19 protein-coding genes are annotated in these 21,900 nt (G+C 63.7%); 7 read left to right on the forward strand and 12 right to left on the reverse strand.

The window, feature by feature from the left end; all coding sequences use genetic code 11:
* Positions 1 to 8: 8 nt before the first annotated feature.
* Positions 9 to 527, reverse strand: coding sequence for a flavin reductase family protein (locus ACGYLI_RS11475; RefSeq protein ID WP_394412789.1), 519 nt, complete (start codon positions 525 to 527; stop codon positions 9 to 11).
* A gap of 280 nt (positions 528 to 807) precedes the next feature.
* Between ACGYLI_RS11475 and ACGYLI_RS11480 the strand changes: the two genes are divergently transcribed.
* Positions 808 to 1,314 carry a DUF992 domain-containing protein gene (locus tag ACGYLI_RS11480; RefSeq protein ID WP_394419263.1) on the forward strand — a complete coding sequence of 169 codons (507 nt, stop codon included), beginning with the start codon at positions 808 to 810 and terminating at the stop codon, positions 1,312 to 1,314.
* Between the two features lie 72 nt (positions 1,315 to 1,386).
* On the opposite strand, the gene ACGYLI_RS11485 is transcribed toward ACGYLI_RS11480, so the two are convergent.
* Together ACGYLI_RS11485 and acs are read right to left on the reverse strand one after the other, a co-directional pair.
* Positions 1,387 to 1,959, reverse strand: coding sequence for an MOSC domain-containing protein (locus tag ACGYLI_RS11485; protein ID WP_394419264.1), 573 nt, complete (start codon positions 1,957 to 1,959; stop codon positions 1,387 to 1,389).
* A gap of 60 nt (positions 1,960 to 2,019) precedes the next feature.
* Positions 2,020 to 3,975: an acetate--CoA ligase gene (acs, locus tag ACGYLI_RS11490; protein WP_394419265.1), complete on the reverse strand. Its 1,956-nt coding sequence runs from the start codon at positions 3,973 to 3,975 to the stop codon at positions 2,020 to 2,022.
* A 349-nt stretch (positions 3,976 to 4,324) separates the two neighbouring features.
* On the opposite strand from acs, the gene ACGYLI_RS11495 reads away from it, so the two are divergent.
* From ACGYLI_RS11495 to ACGYLI_RS11505, 3 genes are all read left to right on the forward strand, one after another.
* Positions 4,325 to 5,341, forward strand: a complete 1,017-nt coding sequence (locus ACGYLI_RS11495; protein WP_394413443.1) for a C4-dicarboxylate TRAP transporter substrate-binding protein — start codon at positions 4,325 to 4,327, stop codon at positions 5,339 to 5,341.
* Between the two features lie 97 nt (positions 5,342 to 5,438).
* Positions 5,439 to 6,068 (forward strand): TRAP transporter small permease subunit, encoded by a 630-nt coding sequence (locus ACGYLI_RS11500; protein WP_067260512.1) that lies wholly within the window; start codon positions 5,439 to 5,441, stop codon positions 6,066 to 6,068.
* Positions 6,068 to 7,468 (forward strand): TRAP transporter large permease, encoded by a 1,401-nt coding sequence (locus tag ACGYLI_RS11505; protein WP_209218615.1) that lies wholly within the window; start codon positions 6,068 to 6,070, stop codon positions 7,466 to 7,468. Before ACGYLI_RS11500 ends, ACGYLI_RS11505 begins: the two co-directional genes overlap by 1 nt.
* 6 nt (positions 7,469 to 7,474) lie before the next feature.
* Here the strand turns inward: ACGYLI_RS11505 and ACGYLI_RS11510 are convergent, their stop codons facing one another.
* The 3 genes from ACGYLI_RS11510 to ACGYLI_RS11520 form a co-directional block, all read right to left on the reverse strand.
* Entirely contained in the window at positions 7,475 to 8,581 is a 1,107-nt protein-coding gene (locus tag ACGYLI_RS11510) for an AI-2E family transporter (protein ID WP_394419266.1), read from the reverse strand.
* Between the two features lie 72 nt (positions 8,582 to 8,653).
* A complete protein-coding gene (locus ACGYLI_RS11515; RefSeq protein WP_394419267.1) occupies positions 8,654 to 11,254 on the reverse strand; it encodes a chromosome segregation protein SMC in 2,601 nt (866 codons plus the stop codon).
* Positions 11,251 to 12,381: an exonuclease SbcCD subunit D gene (locus ACGYLI_RS11520; RefSeq protein WP_394419268.1), complete on the reverse strand. Its 1,131-nt coding sequence runs from the start codon at positions 12,379 to 12,381 to the stop codon at positions 11,251 to 11,253. Before ACGYLI_RS11520 ends, ACGYLI_RS11515 begins: the two co-directional genes overlap by 4 nt.
* A gap of 372 nt (positions 12,382 to 12,753) precedes the next feature.
* Between ACGYLI_RS11520 and ACGYLI_RS11525 the strand changes: the two genes are divergently transcribed.
* The 3 genes from ACGYLI_RS11525 to ACGYLI_RS11535 all read left to right on the forward strand — a co-directional run bounded on the left by ACGYLI_RS11525 (position 12,754) and on the right by ACGYLI_RS11535 (position 17,608).
* Positions 12,754 to 15,633: a response regulator gene (locus tag ACGYLI_RS11525; RefSeq protein ID WP_394419269.1), complete on the forward strand. Its 2,880-nt coding sequence runs from the start codon at positions 12,754 to 12,756 to the stop codon at positions 15,631 to 15,633.
* 920 nt (positions 15,634 to 16,553) lie between these two features.
* On the forward strand, positions 16,554 to 16,931 hold the full coding sequence (locus tag ACGYLI_RS11530; RefSeq protein ID WP_394419270.1) for a hypothetical protein: 378 nt from the start codon (positions 16,554 to 16,556) through the stop codon (positions 16,929 to 16,931).
* Entirely contained in the window at positions 16,928 to 17,608 is a 681-nt protein-coding gene (locus ACGYLI_RS11535; protein ID WP_394419271.1) for a hypothetical protein, read from the forward strand. The genes ACGYLI_RS11530 and ACGYLI_RS11535 overlap by 4 nt, the downstream gene beginning before the upstream one ends.
* A gap of 26 nt (positions 17,609 to 17,634) precedes the next feature.
* On the opposite strand, the gene ACGYLI_RS11540 is transcribed toward ACGYLI_RS11535, so the two are convergent.
* The 6 genes from ACGYLI_RS11540 to ACGYLI_RS11565 form a co-directional block, all read right to left on the reverse strand.
* Positions 17,635 to 18,132 carry an AAA family ATPase gene (locus tag ACGYLI_RS11540; protein ID WP_394419272.1) on the reverse strand — a complete coding sequence of 166 codons (498 nt, stop codon included), beginning with the start codon at positions 18,130 to 18,132 and terminating at the stop codon, positions 17,635 to 17,637.
* A gap of 18 nt (positions 18,133 to 18,150) precedes the next feature.
* Positions 18,151 to 18,504 (reverse strand): anthrone oxygenase family protein, encoded by a 354-nt coding sequence (locus tag ACGYLI_RS11545; protein ID WP_394419341.1) that lies wholly within the window; start codon positions 18,502 to 18,504, stop codon positions 18,151 to 18,153.
* 15 nt (positions 18,505 to 18,519) lie between these two features.
* Positions 18,520 to 19,560, reverse strand: a complete 1,041-nt coding sequence (locus ACGYLI_RS11550; RefSeq protein ID WP_394419273.1) for an AraC family transcriptional regulator — start codon at positions 19,558 to 19,560, stop codon at positions 18,520 to 18,522.
* 320 nt (positions 19,561 to 19,880) lie between these two features.
* A complete protein-coding gene (locus tag ACGYLI_RS11555; RefSeq protein WP_394419274.1) occupies positions 19,881 to 20,318 on the reverse strand; it encodes a polynucleotide kinase in 438 nt (145 codons plus the stop codon).
* A gap of 23 nt (positions 20,319 to 20,341) precedes the next feature.
* Positions 20,342 to 20,887, reverse strand: a complete 546-nt coding sequence (locus ACGYLI_RS11560) for a histidine phosphatase family protein (RefSeq protein ID WP_394419275.1) — start codon at positions 20,885 to 20,887, stop codon at positions 20,342 to 20,344.
* Positions 20,884 to 21,900 carry an MBL fold metallo-hydrolase gene (locus tag ACGYLI_RS11565; protein WP_394419276.1) on the reverse strand — a complete coding sequence of 339 codons (1,017 nt, stop codon included), beginning with the start codon at positions 21,898 to 21,900 and terminating at the stop codon, positions 20,884 to 20,886. The genes ACGYLI_RS11560 and ACGYLI_RS11565 overlap by 4 nt, the downstream gene beginning before the upstream one ends.

Here is a 21,900-nt window from a genome sequence, read left to right on the forward strand (position 1 = left end):
CCTTTTTCTTAGCTGTCGTCGCGGGGGGTGAAGTGGCCGTAACGGCCTTGGTCGAACATCAAGCCCGCCGCGCCATCCTCGCGCAAAGCGACCTGTTGCACATGGCCCAAGATCAGCGAATGATCGCCCGCCGGATGCACGGCATAGGTCGCGCAGTGAAACCGGGCGAGGCAGCCTGCGAAAGTGGGCACACCGGCGGCGTCCTCCGTCCAATCGAAACCAGAGAAATCATGGCCTTGGCTTGCGAAACGCTGGGCCAAACCCTCTTGATCCGCGCCCAAAACGTGAATGCAAAAGGATGCCGCCGAGGTGAAACTGTCGTGCCGTTTGGAAGAGATCGCAGGCGACCACAGCACCAAAGGCGGGTCGAGCGAGACCGAGGCGAAGGAATTCGCAGTCATCCCCAAGGGGCCTTGGGCGGTTTTCACGGTCACCACGGTCACGCCGGTGCCGAAACGCCCGAAGGCACGGCGCAGCGCCGGGGCATCGCCACTGTCGGGCGAGAAGGGGATCAGATCATCACTCATAGCGATAAGCGGTGCCATGTGGCGGCTGATTTGTCCAGCGGTGCCGGGGCGTTGCGCATCGGCCCCCTTGCGCGGATTTTCGCGCCCGCGGTTGGGCCGAGGAACCGCTGCCAAGGCCCGGCGTTGGGCCAGCGATGAGAGGCATCATCGGCCCTGAAATGTGTCGATGCTGGCTGTCTGAAAAGGGGCGGGGCAGGTGACCTGCGCCGTCTGTCAAAGGCACCCGAATGCCGTTCACAGCAGAAAAGGCGCGCATCGCCGCGCCGGAAAGTGACAAAAGATGATGCATGCAAGCAAACTCACCCTTGGTGCGGCCCTTCTGAGCGCCACCGCCTTCGGCTCCACCGCGATGGCCGATGACAATGAGACCGTCGACCACGTCGAGATCGGCTCCCTGTCTTGCGATGTGGGCGAGGGCACCGGCTTCATCTTCGGCTCCACCCGTGAGCTGACCTGCACCTTCAACCCCATCCAAGAAGGTCTCGAAGATGAGACCTATGTGGGCGAGATCAACCGCTGGGGCGTCGATATCGGCAAAACCGAGAACGGCCAGATGTCATGGCTGGTGCTGGCCCCGACCGAGCAGGAATATTCCGAAGGCGGGCTGAACGGCAGCTACAAAGGCGTTTCCGCCGAGGCGACCGTCGGTGTCGGTGCGGGGGCCAACCTGATGACGGGCGGTTCCGAGAACACATTGGCGCTTCAACCGCTGAGCGTGAATACCCAGACCGGCGTGAACTTTGCTGTGGGCGTGGGTGAGATCAACCTTCAGCGCGTCGAAGGCTAAACCCGCGCGAAAACGTTTGAAATGATGATCTGGGCCGTCCCTTGGGGGCGGCCCATTTCTATGTGAGAGGCGTCAGAGCTTGGTCAGCCGGTCCCCACGGCGAACGGTGCCGTCTTGCACGATTTTGCACAGAACGCCGCGCAGCCGATGCGGGCGGTTTTCCTTTCGGTTGATCCACCGCAGGCTGTCTTGGCCATAGCGGTCGCGCCATTTGATGCAGCCGGTGTTGAACTTATCGCTCACCTCCAGCACCGCAGACCCGGCTTGAAGGCGCGTGCCGACGGGCAGGTTCTCATGGCCAAGGTCCATGTCCACGATCATCGTATCGCCGGGGTGCGGCGTGTTTGCCCGGTCGCGCCAGCAGAGGTCCATCACGCGTTTGGGCAGGATGGAGATCTGTATCCGCGGATCGGGGCTGCCGTCAGGCAGGGTTAGCCAAGGTTTCTTGGTCCAACGTTCGCCAAGGATGCCTTGGGCCACGGTCAGATCCAGTTCATCACGGAAATCCCGCTCCCCGTAATCGGGGCGAAAGCAAAGTTCTTCGATCACGGCGCCATCCTTGGGCGCGGCGATGATATCCGCGAGGGCGGCGTCACATTCCGCAGCGGAGGCGGGCGGCGGCACTTGGGGGGCGGTTTGGTCCATGTCTCTCTTTCTCATGCAACGCGGCGCGGGGGCAGGTAGCCGCCCGCGCCGCGCAGCGTGTCAGCGGTTCATGCGGTTGCCGATCAGATCGTCCACCACGCCGGGGTCCGCCAGCGTCGAGGTGTCGCCCAACGCGCCGTAATCATCCTCGGCGATCTTGCGCAGGATGCGGCGCATGATCTTGCCCGAACGTGTTTTCGGCAGGCCCGGTGCCCATTGGATCAGATCGGGCGAGGCGATGGGGCCGATCTCTTGCCGGACCCAATTGCGCAACTCGGCCCGCAACTCTTCGGAAGGCGCCTCACCGCTCATCAAGGTGACATAGCAATAGATGCCTTGGCCTTTGACGTCATGCGGGTAGCCGACCACGGCGGCTTCGGCCACTTTGTCATGCGCGACAAGGGCGCTTTCCACTTCGGCGGTGCCCATGCGGTGGCCCGAGACGTTGATCACATCGTCAACGCGGCCCGTGATCCAGTAGTCGCCATCGGCATCGCGTTTGCAGCCGTCGCCGGTGAAGTAATAGCCCGGGTAATCGGCGAAATAGGTCTTTTCGAACCTTTCGTGATCGCCCCAGACCGTGCGCATCTGACCAGGCCAGCTGTCGGCGATGCAGAGCACGCCCTCAGCGGGGTTGCCGTCGATCTCTTGACCCGACGTTGGGTCCAGCACCACCGGTTTAATGCCGAAGAAGGGTTTCATCGCGGCCCCCGGTTTCATGTCATGCGCGCCGGGCAGGGGGGTCATCAGATGGCCGCCTGTCTCGGTCTGCCACCACGTATCGACAATGGGGCAGCGGTTCTGGCCGACGACCTCGTGATACCAATTCCACGCCTCGGGGTTGATCGGCTCGCCCACTGTGCCAAGGATGCGCAGCGACGACAGATCGCTTTTGGTCACATAGTCATTGCCTTGCCCCATCAGCGCGCGGATCGCCGTGGGGGCGGTGTAGAACTGCGTGACTTTGTGCTTTTCGCAGACTTGCCAGAAACGGCTGGCATCGGGGTAGGTGGGCACGCCTTCGAACATCAGCGTGGTGGCACCATTGGCGAGCGGGCCGTAGACGATATAGCTGTGCCCGGTGACCCAGCCCACATCCGCCGTGCACCAGTAGATGTCACCGTCGTGGTAATCGAACGTCACCTCATGGGTCAGCGCCGCATAGGTGATATAGCCGCCGGTGGTATGGACCACGCCCTTGGGCAGACCGGTGGAGCCTGAGGTGTAAAGGATGAAAAGCGGATCTTCGGCGCCCATCGCCTCCGCTTCGCAGGTCTCGGCGGCATCCTTGATCAGTGCGTTGTAATCACGGTCGCGCGCATCGTTCCATGCCACGTCACCGCCCGTGCGGCGCACCACGAGGCATTGCACGGACGCATCGCATTGCGCCAACGCCTTGTCGGCATTGGCCTTGAGCGGCGTGGCCTTGCCGCCGCGCGGCGCTTCATCCGCGGTGATCACCACCTTCGCCTCGCAGCCGTTCACACGCGCGGCCAAAGCATCGGGGGAGAAGCCTGCGAAAACGATCGAGTGAATCGCCCCGATCCGCGCGCAGGCCAGCATGGCATAGGCGGCTTCGGGGATCATCGGCATATAGATGATCACGCGGTCGCCTTTGCCCACGCCGAGATCACGCAGCACATTGGCCATGCGGCAGGTGGCGCTGTGGAGCTCGCGGTAGCTGATATGTTTGGCCTCATCCTCGGGGCTGTCCGGCTCCCAGATGATCGCGGTCTGATCGCCGCGCGCCTCAAGGTGGCGGTCGATGCAATTGGCGCTGACGTTCAATTCGCCATCTGCGAACCAATTGATGCTGACCGACCCGAGGTCGAAGTTCACGTCGCGCACTTGAGTAAAGGGTTTGATCCAGTCGATCCGCTGCGCCTGCTCGCGCCAGAACCCATCGGTGTCGGTGACCGAGGCTTGGTACATCTTGTCATAGGCCTGCGCGTCCACATGGGCCCGGGCGGCCATGTCGGCGGATGGCGGATAGGTCTTGGCGGTGGCGTCGGACATGGTGGTTCCTCCCTTGATGTTCGCATCGCCACGGGGCGCGGGTCAAACCCGGTGGCCGTGGCGTCCTCCTCAGCCGGATCATAGCGGCCCGTGAAAAGAAGGGAATAAGCAACTGGATTACAAGGGCTTGCCTGTAAAGGTTTTTCCCGATCGGGGCGATTCCTGTAAATTTTCGGCGCTTCCCCGGCGATTGGCACGGTTTTTCAAAGCCTTGCCAGTCAAACTTGGCGCAACTGTCTTGCAGCTGTCGTATTTGCGCGGCATGACGGGGTTGGCAGGCCAGCCCCCGCGGGGTAGCCTGTGCGCCAATCCGCCCACCCAAGGGCGGCAACTATGGGAGAGAGCCATCATGAAAAATCTGCTGAGCGGTGCCGCCGCCTGTGCGCTGACTGTCGCGTTTGTAAGCGAAGCTGCCGCGACCGAATGGAATGCCTCGGTCTGGGGCAAGCGCCGCGCCTTCACCGAACATGTGGAAAAGATTGCCGAACTGGTCTCTGAAAAGACCGATGGCGAATTCACCATCAACGTCAGCTACGGCGGCCTGTCCAAGAACCGCGAAAACCTCGATGGTATCTCCATCGGCGCTTTCGAGATGGCCCAGTTCTGCGCCGGCTACCACGCCGACAAGAACCGCGCGATCACCGTGCTGGAACTGCCGTTTCTGGGGGTGAGCAACCTTGAAGAGGAAGTCGCGGTTTCCAAAGCGGTCTATGACCACCCCGCCGTCGCCAAGGAGATGGCGCAGTGGAACGCGAAAATGCTGATGACCTCGCCCATGCCGCAGTACAACCTTGTCGGCACCGGCGATCCGCGCACAACGCTGGAAGATTTCGACGGCATGCGCGTCCGCGCCACCGGCGGTCTGGGCAAAGCCTTTGAAGCTGTCGGCGCCGTGCCCACATCCGTGACTGCGACCGAAGCCTATAACGCGATGGAATCGGGTGTCGTTGACACCGTGGCCTTCGCCCAGCACGCGCATCTGTCCTTTGGCACCATCAACAAAGCCGATTGGTGGACCGCGAACCTCAACCCCGGCACCGTGAACTGCCCCGTTGTGGTGAACATCGACGCCTATGAAATGCTGAGCGACGAAGAGCGCGAAGCGCTGGACAGCTCGGTCGATGAGGCGCTGGATCACTACCTCGCCAACTATGCGGAACTGCTGGAGCGTTGGGATTCCGTTCTCGAAGAAAAAGGCGTGGAGAAGGTTGAGTATTCCCCCGAAGTCATCGCCGAGTTCAAAGAGAAAGCCGCCGATCCCGCGCGCGAAGCATGGATCGAGAACATGGAAGCGCAGGGCATCCCGGGTCAGGAACTTTATGACCTCGTGATGGAGACGCTGGAAAAAGAGCGTGCCTCGAACTAAGCCCAGCCGGGCATGATTGTGAGGGCCGTGCGGATTGACCGCGCGGCCCTTTCGACTTCCAAAACGCAACAAACAGACTTTCTGAAAAGGAGAGCCGATGGCCGGATCATCCGCCGTGCTGGAGGACAGCAGCCTCCTCAGCCGCCTCGACCGGGGCCTGCTGAAGCTGGAAACCTTCTTTGCCCTGATCTCGGGGCTTGCCGTTTTCTCACTGATGATACTGGCCGTCTGGTCCGTGGGGGGGCGCAAGTTCTTTTCCACGCCGCTGGCGGGCTATGTCGACTGGATCGAAGCGGCGATGCCTTTCATCGCCATCATGGGCATCGCCTATACCCAACGCATGGGCGGCCATGTGCGCATGGACATCCTGATCGGCCAGCTGAAGGGCCGCGCGCTTTGGGCGGCGGAACTGCTGTCGGTGGTGCTGATCCTTTTGCTGATGCTGGCGCTGACATGGGGCGCTTGGGCGCATTTCGACCGCAGCTTTGACATGAACGCCCCAATGTGGAGCCGCGACAGTTCGATCGACATCGGCCTGCCGATCTGGCCCAGCAAACTGGTGGTGCCGCTGGCTTTCGTCGTGATCTCTCTGCGGCTCTGCCTGCAAATTTGGGGCTATGGCCGGGCCTTGGTGCTGGGCTTGGAACGCCCCGTGGCCGTGCCGCTGGTACAATCGGCGGCGGAACAAGCAATGGCCGAGGCCGAACAACTGGATGGACGTGACTGATGGATCCTATTGAAATCGGCCTTTGGGTCTCGGGCGGTATGCTCGTCATGGTGGTGCTTGGCATGCGGGTGGCCTTTGCCGCGGCCATGGCGGGGCTTGTCGGCCTGATCTGGATTTTCTGGGCCAAGAAGGGCATGGAGTGGGACCAGCTTGGCTGGGCGCTGACCGTGGCGATCAAGACCGCAGGCCAAGTGCCGCACTCGAAGGTTTCGAGCCAGACACTCTCGCTTATCCCGACCTTCATTCTGATCGGCTTTTTGGCCTATTACGCGGGCCTGACCAAGGCGATCTTTGAGGCGGCGAAACGTTGGTTCGCCTGGGTGCCGGGCGGTTTGGCGGTCTCGACCGTTTTCGCCACGGCGGGCTTCGCGGCAGTGTCAGGCGCGTCGGTCGCGACCGCGGCGGTCTTTGCCCGTATCGCCATCCCCGAAATGCTCAAGATCGGCTATAACAAGCAATTCGCAGCCGGTGTCGTGGCGGCAGGGGGCACGCTGGCCTCGCTGATCCCGCCCTCGGCGATCCTTGTGATCTATGCCATCATCGTTGAGCAGGACGTGGGCAAGCTGCTGCTGGCGGGCTTCGTGCCCGGTGCCTTCTCTGCGGTGGTCTATGCGGTGTTGATCATCGGCATCGCGATGATCTGGAAAAGCGTCGGCCCGCCGGTGCGCGGCTTTACATGGGGCGAGCGTTTTGCCTCGCTCCCCGCTGCGATGCCGATTGTTGCCGTGGTCGTGATCATCATCTTCTTCGTCTACAACCCCTTCGGCGACGCTTGGGGCACCCCGACCGAGGGCGGGGCGGTGGGCGCCTTTATCGTCTTCTGCATGGCCGTCTTCCGTGGCATGCGGCTGGCCGAGTTGAAGGACGCGCTGCTAGAGACCGCGAAGCTGACGGTGATGATCTTTACTATCATCTGGGGCGTGCTGATCTATGTGCGCTTCCTTGGCTTCGCCGATCTGCCCGGTGCCTTCGCCGACTGGATTTCCTCGCTCGAAACCTCGCCGATGCTGATCCTGATCTGCATCCTCTTGGCCTATGCCGTGCTGGGCATGTTCATGGACGCCATTGGGATGCTGCTGCTGACGCTGCCGGTGGTCTATCCGGCGGTCATGGCGCTCAATGGGGGCGAGATGGTCTCGGCCGCCGACAGTGCCTTTGGCATGTCGGGTCCGATGTGCGCGATCTGGTTTGGCATTCTGGTAGTGAAGATGGCGGAGTTCTGTCTGATCACCCCGCCCATTGGCCTGAACTGCTTTGTCGTCGCGGGCGTGCGCCCCGACCTCAGCGTGCAGGACGTGTTCCGCGGGGTGATGCCCTTCTTCATCGCCGATGCAGTCACCATCGGCCTTTTGGTCGCCTTCCCGCAGATCGTGCTTTGGCTGCCGTCCCTCGCGGGATAAGCGGCCCTAGCCACCGGGCTTTTCCGCGGCGGGTTCATCCGCCGCGGTTGCCGCCACATCGGGAGCGGATTTGTCCAGAAAATGCCCGATCATGTTGAGCGCGGTCACGTTCTCGCAGATCACCTTGAAAACCACGAGGAAGGGCACCGCCACCAGCGCGCCCGCAATCCCCCAGAGCCAGCCCCAGAAGACCACGGTGAGGAACACCGCCACCGTGTTCAACTCCAACCGCCGCCCGACGAGGTAGGGGGTGATGAACTGCCCCTCGATCCCGGTGAGGAACTGATAGCCAAGCGGGGCGAGGATGGCATAGCCGACACTGTCGAAGGTCGCGATGGCATAGGCCCCCACCAGCACCGCGCCGATTACCCCGCCGATATAGGGCAGGAAGTTCAGCAAGAACGCCGCCAAGCCCCAGACGTAAGGCACGGGCAGCCCAAGCGCGAAGAGGTAGAGCCCCACCGAAATGCCCAGGCCTGCGTTGATGATGGTGATGGTCAGTAGGTAGCGCGAGACGCGGCGCTCCACGTCATAGACCGCTTTCAAGGCGCGTTTCTTGCCGGTGAAGGTCTGAAAGGACTGCACGAGCTTGAGGTAGAACAGATCGCCCGAGGCAAGCAGGAACAGCGCCAAGACCAAGGCGACCGCCACGGTGCCCCCGATCCGCGCGCCGGTGTTCATGGCGTTGTCCAGCAGGCCGGGCTGTTTGACCACCACCTCTTCGGGCTTCCCGCTGCCATTCTCGGTGCCGATCTGTTCGACCTGTTCAGTGGCCGAGCGGACATCCTCGACCGTTTGCGCCCAGCCCTGCAGCTTGCGCCGTATCTCATTGCCCATGGTGGGAATTTCGTCGGACCAAGTCGCCACGGTGCCCGCCGACAGGCCAGCCAGCACAAAGATGATCAGCCCGACACAGCCAATCAGCAGCACGGCACCCAATGGGGCGGAAATGCCGAATTTCTCGAAAGAGCGGATCAGCGGGCTGAGCGTCAGCGCAAGGAGGAAGCCCAGCAGGATCGGCAGCAGCAAGTCCTTTGCGAAATAGGCCGTCACGAAGAGGGCGATCAGAACCAGCACCTCCAGCAGCCGTCTGATCGCGGCGATATCGTTCAATGTCTTCCCCCCAGATGCCCTGCGCATACGTCAGGAGGCTAACGCGGAGCGGGGGGAAAAGTTCATTCGCGGCTAGGGGGCCGCCGCTTGCAGCCGCAAAGCCTGCCCGCCAAGGGCGCGAAAGGCACGTTGGCGGCAGGTCAGGACGATGATCTGCATATCCCCTGCCTGCCGGTGCAGCGCGTCGAACATCCGCTCGATCCGGTCGTCATCGGTAAAGACCAGCGCGTCGTCCAAGATCACCGGCGCGATACGCCCCGCCCGGGCCAGCATCCGCGCGAAGGCCAGCCGCACCAGCAGGGCCACCTGTTCCTGCGTGCCGCCCGAAAGCACCTCGATCGGCTCTTCCCGGCCCTCGCGGATCAGCGCATGGGGCAGGAGCGATTCCTCGCCCCATGTCAGTTCCGCATCGGGCCAAAGCAGTTGCAGCAGCGGTTTCAGTTCCTTGACGATGGGGGTGAAATAGCGCTCTCGCGCCTCGTTCCTTGCGTCCTGCAAAGCCTCTTGCAGCCGGGTCAGCACCGCGACCTCATGGGCGATCCGGGCAAGGGCCGCTTCGGCGGCTTGCAATTGGTCTTCGGTCTCGGCCAGCCGTTCCTCCACCGCGTCGCCCGAGGCGCGGGTGATGCGTTCGCTCAGCCGGGCCAGCAGGGGGTGCAGGCGGGCGATCTCTTCTCGGGCCTGTGTCTCGACCGATTCCGCGCGGGTGAGCGCGGCCTGAAGGCTGGCCGCATCCGGCGCGTCTTTGGCCTTCTCTGCATGGGCAAGACGGGCGGCCTCCAGCGCGGCGGCAGTGGTGACGGTTTGGGCGGCGAGGTCTTTTTCGGTGACGTCGCCCAGCTTGGCCTGCTGCGCCTCGGCGCGCTGCAACCGGTCGCTGAGCGAGGCGAGCTGCGCCTCTTTGCCCGCCGCATCGGCCTTGGCATCGGCCAGCGCCTCGGCGGCGGTCTCACGCGCGATGCGGCAGCGTTCATGTGCGGCCTGCGCGGTTTGCAGCACGTCTTCGGCCTGCGCGAGATCCGGCGCGTCCGAGACCTCTTCCGGCGCAGGAATGGCGGCGAGGGCTTGGTGCAGCGCGTCGATCCCATCGGGGGCGAGGCTGGCCAGCACGGCTTTCGCCTCTCCCTGCCGCGCGGCGGCCTCGGCACGGGCAGCCCCGGCGGCGCGGGCCTGCGCCAGATCAGCCGCGCCGATCTCGTCGAGGGCGGTTTGCAACCGGGCCGCGGCGGCGTCGACGGAGCCGTCTTCACCGCCCCCCGCGCCGGGCTCGATCTCCAAATCGCCGATCCCGTCGATCCGCAGGGTGGTGCGGCGTGGCAGGGGCAGGGGGGTGCCATCGGCCAAGGGGCCGTCATCGCCGTGGATGGCGCCCGATTGATTGGGGGCGTAGCGAACCGTCACCTGCGGGGCCGCGGCATCGCGGGCGGCGCGGGTGGCGGAGAGTTCGGCGGAAAGCCTTTCCAACCGTTGCAGCGCCTCGGCGTCCGGGCCGGATTTGGCGGCGGCAGCTGCGGTCTCCATCCGGCGGCGGGCGTCTTCGGCCTCTTTGATACGTTCTTCGAGCGCTTGGCGCCGGTCAGCACCATCGCGCGCGGCACGGGCGCGGAGGGCGTGGCGGTGGTCATCCTCGGCGGTTTTGAGCGCCGTTCGGGCCTCCGAGGCGGCGGCCTCTGCGGCCTCCAACGTGGCGCGCCGGTCTGACAGGGCGGCGCGTGCCGCCTCCGCCGCTTCGCATGCTGCGGCTTCGGCGCGGCGGGCGGCCTTTTGCTCGGCCTCTCCGGCGCGGTAGTTGTTGAGACGGGATGTGGCATTATCGGCGTTGAGACGGGCCAGTTCCACGGCCCGGCTCAACGCTTCCATCTCTTCCGCATGGCGGGTCGCGGCGGCATGGGCGGCGCGGGCGGCCTCCAGTTTTTCGCGGCGTTCGGCGACCACCTCGGGCGCTTCAAGCTCGGCCAAGGCGCGCCGCGCGCGCTGGCGTTCGGCCAAAGCGTCTTGCAACGCGCGTGCGGTCGCGGCCAATTGATCGCGCGTGGCCATCAGCGCCTCGACCTGATCCTGTGCCTCTTTCCACGGCCCGCCGGTGCGTGGCCGTCCGGTGCTGGTGGCGTATTGGGCAAGCTCCTCGCGGCATTGCGCCAGCGCCTTGTCCATGCGTCGCCCGCCGGTCATCGCCTCCACCTCGGCCCCGACCGAGGTCATCAGATCGCGCCGCGCCTCCAGCGCCAGTTTCTCTTCCTTGGTCGTGCCGCCGGTCAACGCGGTCATCCCTTGCCGCACCCAGATCAGCCCCGAGGGGCCGCCCGCATCCCCGCCCAAAAGCTGCGCGATCCATGCCTCGGCCTCATCCGCCTGCGCGATCAGCTTGCCATCGCGGTGCACGGTGGCGAGGGGCTTTTGCAACCAGCGTTTGTGCAGGGCGAAACGGCCCGCCTCGGTCTCGACCTCGATGGTGACCTCGGGCGCGCCGCCCGCATGGGGGCGCAGGGCCGAGACCTCTTTGTCGCGCGAACCGAAGGGTTTGAAGAACAGCGCTTGTATCGCATCGAAGAGGGTGGATTTGCCGTGTTCGTTCGGCTCGCTCAACACGTTGATCCCATCGCCGATTCCGGTGACCTGCGCGGGGTCGGTGAAACGGCGGACGTTGTTGAGGGTGATGGCGCGGATTTTCATGTTTTTGCCCCCTGCACATAGGCATGAAGCCGGGCTAACGCATCGGCGGCCACGTCACGGTCGGATTGAGGAAGGGTCTCGGACTGCGCCTCGCTCACCAAGGTTTCCGCCGCCATACGCAGCGCGCCGCCGCGGTCGATCTCATCAAGGTCCGCGGCCTCATACTGGGTGCCCAGCCCCTCAGTCAGCAATTCGAAATGGGCGAAATCGGGCGCGCAGGCTTGGGCCGCGTGGGCAAGAGCCGCGCGGTCGGGAAGGCTTGCCCAGCCCCCCGCCTTGACGCGCAGGAGGTGGTCCCTGCGCCCTGCCTCGGGCAAGAGCGCCTGCAAGGCCGCCGCGACATCTTGCCGGGGGTGCAGCGTGACCTCGGCCTCAGACCACAAGAAACTGCCGGTCTCGACCTCTTCGACCTTGGGGCGCGCGCCGGGGCCTGCGATTTCGACCGCAAGGCAGACGCCACGGCGCCCGTGTTTGAACCGATCTTGCTCGGGCGTGCCGCAGTAGTGCACCCGGTCCGAGACGGCCATCCGCCCGTGCCAATCGCCAAGGGCGAGATAGTCAAGCCGCGCGCGCTGGTCCCGGTCCGGCGCGATGGCCTCTCCGCTGTCGGTGAAATCGGTGACCCCGCCATGGGCAAGGCCGATGCGCATATGGCCTTCGGGGCTGTGCATGCGGTCCAGCGGGGCGCTTGGGTCACTGGCGCCCGCGCGAAAGGCGACGGGGCAGGGCAGCAGGCTGACCCCCTCGACCATTTCGATTGGGGTGGCTTCGGTAAGGGCGCGCAGATTGGGGGGCGCATCGCGGGCGATGACCTCCCACAGGGGTTCGGCATCGCGCAGGTTGTCGTGGTTGCCGGGCAGGAGCCACCATGTCACCTCCGCCGCCTCGCCCATGGCGGTGAGCGCCTGCCGCAGCACGCTGGCCGAGGGCGTCGCGGTGTCGAATGTATCGCCCGCCAAGAGCACATGCGCCGCGCCGTGATCCCGCGCGGCCTGGGCCAGTTTGGCAATGGCGCCATGCCGCGCTTCCATCAGACGCCCCCGGATATTGCCGTCAGGCGCTTGCGGAATATTCGCGAATTTGCGCCCGATATGCAGGTCGGACGCGTGGATGAAGCGGAATGTCATGCGGGGGTCCTGAATGGCTTTGGCGAAGGGCGGGGGTGAAATAGGCAGAGGGCAATGGTCGATCGGCTGCGCGGCCAGCCGGGGCGGCCCATCGCTGCCACCCCATTCATCGCAAACTCAGCGCGGAGTGCAAGGCCATGCAAAATATGCGTGAATTTCTGGCCCCCGGCAGATTGCGCGCTAACTATGCCCGAAACGCGTTCGAAACGCAGCGGCACCATTGCCCAAACCCGACAGTTCCGAGATAGGATACCATGTAGACCCGCATTCGAAATCCGCCCCCGCGTGGCGGGCACCGCTTGTCAGCTGCGGGCGTCCTCGCGCCCTTCGGCCTGTCGATCAGCACTTTCCATTGGATAGAAGACCCCCAAGATGAACCACGACTTTGAAAGAATCCTCCAAGCTGCGCCGTCGCCTTTTGTCTTGTTGGACAGTGCGCTTCGGGTGGTCTGGGCCAATGACGCCTATCTGCAGGTGACGGACCGCAAGATGGAGGGGCTTATTGGAAAGAACCTCTTCGACGAGTTCCCCTCGGACCCCGAAAGCGAGTCGGGGCGGATGTTGCGGGCGTCTTTCGAGCGGGTGTTTCGCGACGGCACCACCGATCACCTGCCTGTCATTCCCTATCCGATCGACACCGCCGACGGCACAACCGAAGACCGCTATTGGAGTGCGACCCATACGCCGATCCTGGGCCCGGAAGGGGAGGTGGAATTCCTTTTGCAACACACGCAGGATGTGACCGAAGCCTATATCGCAGAAACCCCCGGCGAAGAGCGAGCGGGCTCTGCTCATGCCGCCGTGATGCGCCGTGCACATGAGGTGACGCAGCAGAACCTAGAGCTTGATACCGGCATAAGCCTTTTCAAGATGATCTTCGAACAGGCGCCGAACTTCATGGTCACCCTTATGGGGCCGAACCACGTCTTCCGGACGGTCAACGCCGCCTATATGCAATTGGTCGGCCAACGCGAGCTAATTGGCAAACCAATCCGCGAAGCCTTGCCAGAAATCGCGGGACAGGGCTTTTTCGAAATGCTGGACGAAGTCTATCGGACCGGCAAGGCTTTAAGCCAGCATGGGGCCGAGGCGTGGCTGCAACGCAGCGCTGATGGCCCGGAGGAGCGTGTCGTCGTCGATTTCGTTTTCCAACCGCTCGACAATGTGCGGGGCGAGACCATCGGCATCATGATCCAAGGCAATGACGTGACCGCCCATAAGCTTGCCGAAATCCGGCTGCGCGAGGCCGAGAAACGGTTCCGCACCATGGCGCATACCATGCCGGTTCATGTCTGGACCGCCACCGCCGATGGACATTTGGACTGGATCAGCGATCAGGTCTATTCCTTTTCCGGGGCCGAGCCGGGCAGTCTGGTGGGGGATGCTTGGCCGACGATCATTCACCCCGATGACCGTGCGAAGGCCTTGACGACTTGGGCCCATGCGGTGGAAACTGGATCGGTCTATCAAACGGAATTCCGGCTGCGGCGGGCCGATGGGGCCTATTGCTGGCATCTGGTTCGGGGCGCACCGATTAAGGATGAGCATGGCGCGCTGATCCGATGGGTCGGCACGAACTCCGACATCCACGAGCAGAAAGAACTCTCCCGCCAACTGGCCGATTTGAACACGACGTTGGAAGAACGTGTCGAGAAGCGCAACCGTGAGTTGGAAGAGCTGCACGACCGATTGGCCCAGAGCCAGCGGGTCGAGGCGGTGGGCAATCTTGCCGGGGGCATCGCCCATGACTTCAACAATCTGTTGCAGGTGATGACCGGCAGCCTGACCATGGCCGCGCGCGAGATCGCCGCGGATTCGCCTGCGCGGGTGCGGATCGATGCGGCGATGCGCGCGGTGGAGCGCGGTGCCTCGCTCTCTTCGCAACTGCTCGCCTTCAGCCGCCGCCAGCCGTTGCAACCCCGCTCGATCGACCTGCGCGATCTGCTGCGGGATATCGACGACATCATGCGCAGCGCCTTGGGCGAGGGGATGGAGGTCGAGATCGACACGCCCGAGGCCCTCTGGCCCGCCTATGCCGATGCGGCCAGCACCCAGAATGCGGTGCTGAACCTCGTGATCAATTCGCGCGACGCGATGGAGGGGCGCGGCAAGCTAAAGATCGCTGTCGAAAACCGGCACGTCGGCCCCGAAGAGCTCTTTGGTGAGCCTGACATGGTGGCGGGCGACTATGTTGAGGTCAAAATCATCGACCAGGGGCCCGGCATCCCGGCCGAGACGCTGGCCAAGGTCTTTGACCCTTTCTTTACCACCAAACCCGTGGGGAAGGGCACCGGGCTGGGCCTGTCCACCGTCTACGGCTTCGCGCGGCAATCGGGCGGGCGGGTGACCATCGCCAGCCGCCCCGGCGCGGGCACGACGGTGACGTTGCTGTTGCCGCGGGCCGAGACGGCGGCGGAACCATTGCAGTGGCACGACCCATCCGAGATCGCAGGCGGGAGTGAGACCGTGCTGCTGGTCGAAGACGACGCCGAGGTGCGCGACGCCACCGCTGCCTTGCTGACGGATTTGGGCTATAGCGTGCGCACCGCAGAAGACCCCACCGCGGCGCTCAAATCAGCGCGGCAAGCACCGGACTTTGACCTTGTGATATCGGATGTCGTCATGCCCGGCGAGTTCAGCAGCCGCGAGATGGCCGAAACCCTTCAGGCCGAGCGGCCCGATCTGCCGATCCTGTTCATCTCCGGCTATTCGCGCGATGCGATCGTGCGCGATGGCCGGGTCGACGCCGGGGTACAGTTCCTCGCCAAACCCTTCACCAAAGACGCTTTGGCGATCAAGGTGCGCGATGCGCTGTCTTCGGCCCCGGTCGCCTCGACCAAGACCGAGACCCCGGCGCAGGAGCTGCCCGACCGGCCCCGTCATGTGCTGCTCTGCGAAGACGACGCGCTGATCCGGCTCGATCTGGCGGATATCCTCAGCGGGCTTGGCACCGAAGTCACGGAAACCGCCTCGGGGCAGGAAACCTTGGACAGGCTGCAAGCTGACGCGTACGACGTGTTGTTGATCGACGTGGGCCTGCCAGATATCTCGGGCGAAGAGGTGGCGACCCGGGTCCGGGCATCGCATCCCGATATGCCGATCATCTTTGCCACTGGCCAAGCGGAAGTCCCCGCTGCCGAAGCGCTGGGCCGCTGCGCCGTGGTGCAAAAACCTTTCGGTGACCGCGACCTCGAACGGGTTTTCACGCGTTTGGGCATTCTGGCACAGACGGAAACGGCGACGGCGGTGTGACGCGGCCAGCCGCCCTTCGCGACATCCCGCGCGGGGGCGGCTGCGGCATAAGAACAGCTTGCGCCACCCCTGCAAAGCCGTGCAGAAGGCCGTGACCAAAAGACGGAGCCCGCCGCATGCGCGACCAAAAACTCACCCACGCCGAGGTTTACCGCGCCGCGCGCTTAAGCGTGGCGCCGATGGTCGATCGGTAGGACATTCTTTTTATCGTTTTTATTTAGTGACTTACAGGCCGTTTCCGAGGTTTTTAGCGCTCTAGTAGCAGAGTTGGGCGCTCAAAGGTTTGAGCTTAGTTTCCAAAATTGATCGCCGCACCGGATGGGGCTCGATGCCGTCGAGGGCAATGGCTGGGGGAGGCTCGTCTGAGGCTTAGAGCAGGAACTCGGCCGGGAAATCGCGATGCGCGCAACATTTTTCTGCGCCGGCGCGGCCTGTGCGGTTTTGCTCACCTACGCATCGGCGATACTTCGGTTGGAATAGCTAAGTGGAACCTTTCTGCCGTTCGCTGCAGGCGCTCAGTTTTCTCTGCGGATGTGAGAACTTGGGGATAGAGGGCAGAAATCCGTCATTCTCTGCGCGCTGCGTTAACGCCGGCTGACAGGACTGAGCGGACTTTCATTACTTCTGCAGCGAAACGTTGGATCAAACTCTTTCTACCATTCGATTGACGCATGATCGTGTCGACGATATCTGCCGTCATATGGAAAACACTACGACCATCGCAATGACTTGGTGGCTGGCCTCCTGACAGGGTGGCCGGATGACCAAACGTATTCCGAGGCCGCCGCACGGGCGGCCTTTTGTTTTCCAAGCTTCCCGACGCGCTGCCTCTCAATTCATGAGAACACGCAAAATGAACAGACCAACCATCCTGACAGGCGATCGCACTCTTCGCGATGGCGGGGCAGGGCCGTGTCTGGTTGTTCGGTGATGGATCGCAGCGCCTCAACCCCATCGACGGCGCCGATTTGGCCGAGGCCATCGCAGACGCGACCGATGCCGACCGGGGGTGGGCCGAGATCGGCGGCCCCGACGTAATGACGCAGAACGAAATTGCGCTTGCGGCCTTTGCCGCGCTGGGGACCGAGCCGCGCATCACCCATCTTCCGGATATCCTGCGCCGCGCCGCGCGTGCCGTTCTGCCGATCCTGCCGCGCCGCATGAGCGGCCCCGCGCGCTTCTTCCTGACCGCGCTCGGGATGGACATGGTCGCGCCCCGCTTCGGGACGCGGCGCCTCTCCGACCATTTCGCACGCCTCGCCGATGCGGCAGACCACCCGAAAGGACACCGTCCATGACTTTCCGAAAAGCCGGCGGTCTTGCCGCCCTGATCTGCGCCGCGACCTACCTTGTCGGCTTCGTCATGATTGTCACCGTGTTCGCCCCTCTGGGCTTCGGCTCGGGCGACGTCGACCCCGCCGCCGTCGTCGCCTTCATCGCGGAACGCCCGGGCGTGATGATCGCCTGGAATACCGTGATCTACATCGTGAACGCGCTTGCGCTCGCGGTGCTCGTCGTCGCACTCCGCCAGCAGATCGCCGTCGCGCGGTCCGACGCCGCTGTCCTGACCGGAACACTCGGCGTGATCTGGGCCACGCTCGTCCTCGGCGTCGGGATGATCGCCAATGTCGCCGTCGAACAGACCTATGCTGTGACCGACGACCCCGAAGCCGCGGCCGCCCTGTGGCAGACCCTGCACGCCCTCGAACTGGGCCTTGGCGGCGGCAACGAGATCGCCGGCGGCGCCTGGATTCTGGCGGTCAGTCTCGCGGCGCTGAAGGGTGGCACCTTCGGCCGCGTCACCGCCGGGATCGGCGTCCTCAGCGGTGCTGCAGGGCTCTTGACCATCCTGCCGCCGCTTGGCGATATTATCGGCGCCGTCTTCGGTCTTGGCGCCATCGCCTGGTTCGTGGCCGTCAGTGTAGCGCTCCTGCGGGTCCGCCGGGAAACGCTCGGCAAGCGGGTCGCCGCCTGACTCTTGGGGCACTGGCCCCGGAGCGCTTACCGGGCCGGGGCCGGATGGACCTCGATCACGAAACCCTCTGCCGGCGCTGGTGGCAAGAAATGGCGCGAGACCTGCCGGAACTGGTCCTCGGTCACAGCGAAGGGATGCAGGCCCTCCTTGTTCCGCGCCCTGAGCCGCTCGAGGCAGACCTCTTCCGGCACATCGAGCACGTGAAGCACATGCGCGGCATTCGTCCCCATGGGGAGGCCGCGCAGCCGACCTCGCGCCTCGACGGTGTTCGCCTGGAAGTCGAGGACCACCGAGACACCCGCTGTCAGCAGGTCCGTGACATGTGGCCCGACGACCCCGTGAAACTGGCCGGCCCTGCGCATGTAGTTGGGCATCGACGTCAACTCCGCACCGTAGAGCTCCTGGAGCCAGTCGTCCTCGCGGATCACAACCGTCCTTGGACCGTGACCAAGCTCAGTCGCCAGCGTGGACTTGCCTGAGGCGATCCGGCCACAGAGCAGGTGCAGGGTCGGTTGATCGGCCATGTTGTCTTCCACTTCTCGTCATGCGGGCTGCTCTTCGGGCAGCGCCGTCAGCCCGAAGAGCAGCAGCGCCGCAGCCAGAGCGCAGGCGATGGTCCGGACCGTGTTCCAGAATGTCCAGCGCGGCAGGTAGGTGCCGGTCCAGTAGCTTTGCGTGGACTCCTCCTCCAGCTCCATCCCTCCCAGCGTCTCGTTCATCGGCACGTTGAAGACTACCGTAACCGCGAAGCAACCGAAAAGGTAGGTAAGGCCCGCCATAGCAATCAGCGTGGCCTGCGCGCCATCGAGCCTGAGCGCTGCAAAGGCGGTCAGCCAAGGGACTAGCGCGGCGCGACGGGTTCGATCTTGACCGCGCGCGCCAGGGTTTTGACCGATGCCGCCAAGAGCGGCTCAGGGTAAAAGGCGATCCTTGCGGTAGCTCGCCGGCGTCGTCCCCATCCAGCGCTTGAAGGCGCGGGTGAAGGCGCTCTGCTCGGAAGAGCCCGTCAGAAATGCGATCTCTGCCAGCGAATGGCGCTCGTCCCGTAGGAGCCCTTCGGCCAGCTCGCGGCGCGTCTCCTCGGTCAGGGCGTGGTAGCTCATCCCGTGCTCGGAGAGGCGGCGCTGGAAGGAGCGCGCGGAAAAGCCAAGACCGCGCGCGATCTCGGCTATCTTCGGTGTGCCCTCGCTCAGCGCCTGGGCGATGGCATCTTTCGAGCGGCTCACCAGATCGGGCGCGTTCGAAATCCGGGATAACTCCACATCGAGATGCGAAATGAGATAGCGCGAGATCCCCTCGTCACCGAGGACGTTCGACCGATCCAGCGTTTCGTTTGCGTAGAGGATCGCGTCGAGATCCGCGCCGAACCGGACTGGGCAGCCGAACCAATTCTCGTGCGCGGCGAGGGATTGCGGCGCGGCATTTAGCACCAGCACTATCTCGGGCAAGACCGGCTCCGGGCTGACCTGTCGGGCGATCGACACGGCGCTCGCAAGCGTTGCTTCGTTCGACAGCCGCATCCCGAGGCGTCTGTCGCCCGCCCGGTTCAGGATGAACAGCGTACCGCCCTTCGCCTCGCGCAGTTCATACTCGACTACGCTGGTCCAGAGCCGGGCATAGCGCTCGATCCGCGCGTAGGATGCGCCGAGCGTTGTCGCCGCCTTGAGGGCGAGCCCCAGCGCGCCGTATTCGTCTAGCCGCATGGACGCGCCGGTGCGCATGGGCAGATCGGTAACATCGATCTGCGCGGCCATGCGCTCAAGCATGTCGTAGTAGCGTTCGGCCGGGATCATCTGTCCGCTGTCCCAGGCGCTCTCCGGGTCGATCCCGACCGAGGACAGCATCTCGCTGGCGTCGATGCCATCGCCTGCCGCGGCGACAATCTTGCGAGCAAAGAGCGACGTCACATATCCCATGCGCGGCAGTCTACGGCGCGGGTCGGGATCGGCCAAGCTCGACGCTATGCGGATGTCCGATGGGCTCGTTCGATCACGCCCGCCCCCGACCATCAGAAAGTGCTGCACCATAGACGAATGGCCGGTCTGGTGAAACTGCAACACATCGCTTGACTACATCGGCAAGGGCCGGTTTGGGCCGTAAAGCGTCAATGTACCTGATGGTCAGACAGCAATCGTTCGTTGCGTCAAGCAAGAGCATTAGCATAGCGACAGGTCATTCAGCCGGTCTCACTCCAGCGTCGACCAAATTGCAAGAACCGACTCGAAGTCCGTTGAAAACAAAGGCCAATTGAGTAGCATCTTTTGACCTAACTCTAAAAGTCCCCCGGAGCGCATTGCAGACATATCAACCCTTCAGCGCGCCATGCCTCGACCACAGAGCTACGATCATCGATCACCAACCAAGGCTTGAAGCCATCCGCCTGCATTTCTTTCAATGCGCGTCGTTTCACTTCGGGGTCGGTGGCTTCATCCTGATCTTCGGCGCGCAGGTATATCCCGTCGAAAGGCAGATCGTGTTTGCGCAGCCATGCAATCGTATGTTCAGCCCAGCCCTTTGGCCGTCCGGAGCAAATTAGAATGGTTTCACCGCTTTCTTTTAACCGTCGCATCAACTTTGCGCCCGGGCCAATCAGTGCGGCATCTGCCATTGCGAGGTGGAAGTCGCCCCAGTGTTTTTCTACGCCATGCACAAGATGGCCCAGACGCTCTGCGTCGAACTCAGCAAGGGAGCCGTCGACATCAAAAACCACACATGGGGTCGCTGCGGTTTGGGTCATAGGGTTTGCTCCAGTAGTTTATTCTCGGTGATTTCGAATAAGAGGGGGGTCGCATTGGGCGGACGTTGGCCAACATCACCCGTCGTCCAGAGCACGCGTGCGGCGCGAATGACACCGGAGTGACATACAAGGACCGGCAAGGCCGTCGGAGATGCTGCGCAAATCCCCCTTATCGCGATCTGTACCCGCTTGAGCATATCGGGCCAGCTTTCGCCTCGGTCGGGAGTGGCTTCCCTAAGGGGCTGATCGCTCAGCGGTCGCCCTTCGAAGACGCCCCAGTCTCGCTCACGCAACCCGTCGTGCAACTCAATTCGCTGACCCGGAAAGGCGAGCCGCGCCGTATCCTGCGCCCGAGACATCGGACTGGCGTAGATCGCAATCGGTTCTGGCCATATTCTTTGTGATAGCAAGCAGGCTTGATGGCGGCCCAGCTCGGTCAGCAGCACATCGGTTACCCCGGCGATGATCTCGTCTGCATTGGCGGTCGTCTCGCCGTGGCGGATCAGGCAAAAGCTGCGCGATGGCAAAGCTGCGGCGGTCATAGGCGCACCCGGTCGTGAAAGAATACCTCTGCGTCGAGCCCTTCGACGAGGTAATCTTCGGGCTGGGTGCAAAATGCAGGGGCAAAGCGTTTTGCCCCGAGACGTTCCAGCATCTTGCGCTGATCGCGCAGCGGTGGGTGGACGTTCCAACGCTGAAAATATCCGCCCGGGACGCTGCAGATGCCCCGTGCATGTGCCGTCATATGGCCTGTGAACACGACATGCGCGTCGCGCCCCAGACGCCCGCTTTCATGCCAAGCCCGCACATAGCCCCAAGCGGCACCGCCGTCGGCGTTGGGTGTGTCGCAGATCAAGAACCGCGCCTGCTCCATCGGGCCGCGGTCCAACAGCGGGGCGATGAGGCGGGCCTCGGCACTGACGCCACCGCTGCTGAGTGCAGCGCGCAGCGTATCTTGGCATTCAGGGTCCAACATCACGCTTTCGCAGCCGTAGCGCCGCACAAGATGCAGCGCCATCTCGCCCGCGCGGCCAGAGGGGGGGACGGGCAAAAGCACCTGACCGTCGACCCTGTCGAGCAAGGCATTCAGCGCGTCGAACCGATCCGACTGTGGCACATCATCAAGGTGATAAGAGCAGTCCAAAATCGCGGTCGCCGCAGGGGGTGGCGCATCAAAAGTGAACCAGTCGGATTCCTCCGACCAGTCGCCAGAATAGAACAGCCCTTCGCCCAGATCGAAGTGGAACCAGACGCCGCCCATCGCATGGCCATTGCGCCCGGTGGTGAGGGTCACGTCGTTGATCGCCGTCTGACCCTGTTCGGGCAGCAGATGCACATTGGCCGCGGGCGGCAGGGCTTTGGCCGTTTGCGCCGTGGCATAGATGGGCAGACCCGCTTCAACCGCATGCGACGCGCCACCGATGTGATCAATGTGATCGTGGGTGATGAACACCGCCTCAGCCCCTTCAAGCCACGCGGGATCGAAATGCGCGTTGGCTTCGGGGCCGAAACCGCAATCAAGCAACCATATCCGATTATCCACGGTCAATTGCAT

The organism is Sulfitobacter sp. 1A13421, assembly GCF_043557285.1.
Taxonomy (GTDB): Bacteria; Pseudomonadota; Alphaproteobacteria; order Rhodobacterales; family Rhodobacteraceae; genus Sulfitobacter; species Sulfitobacter faviae.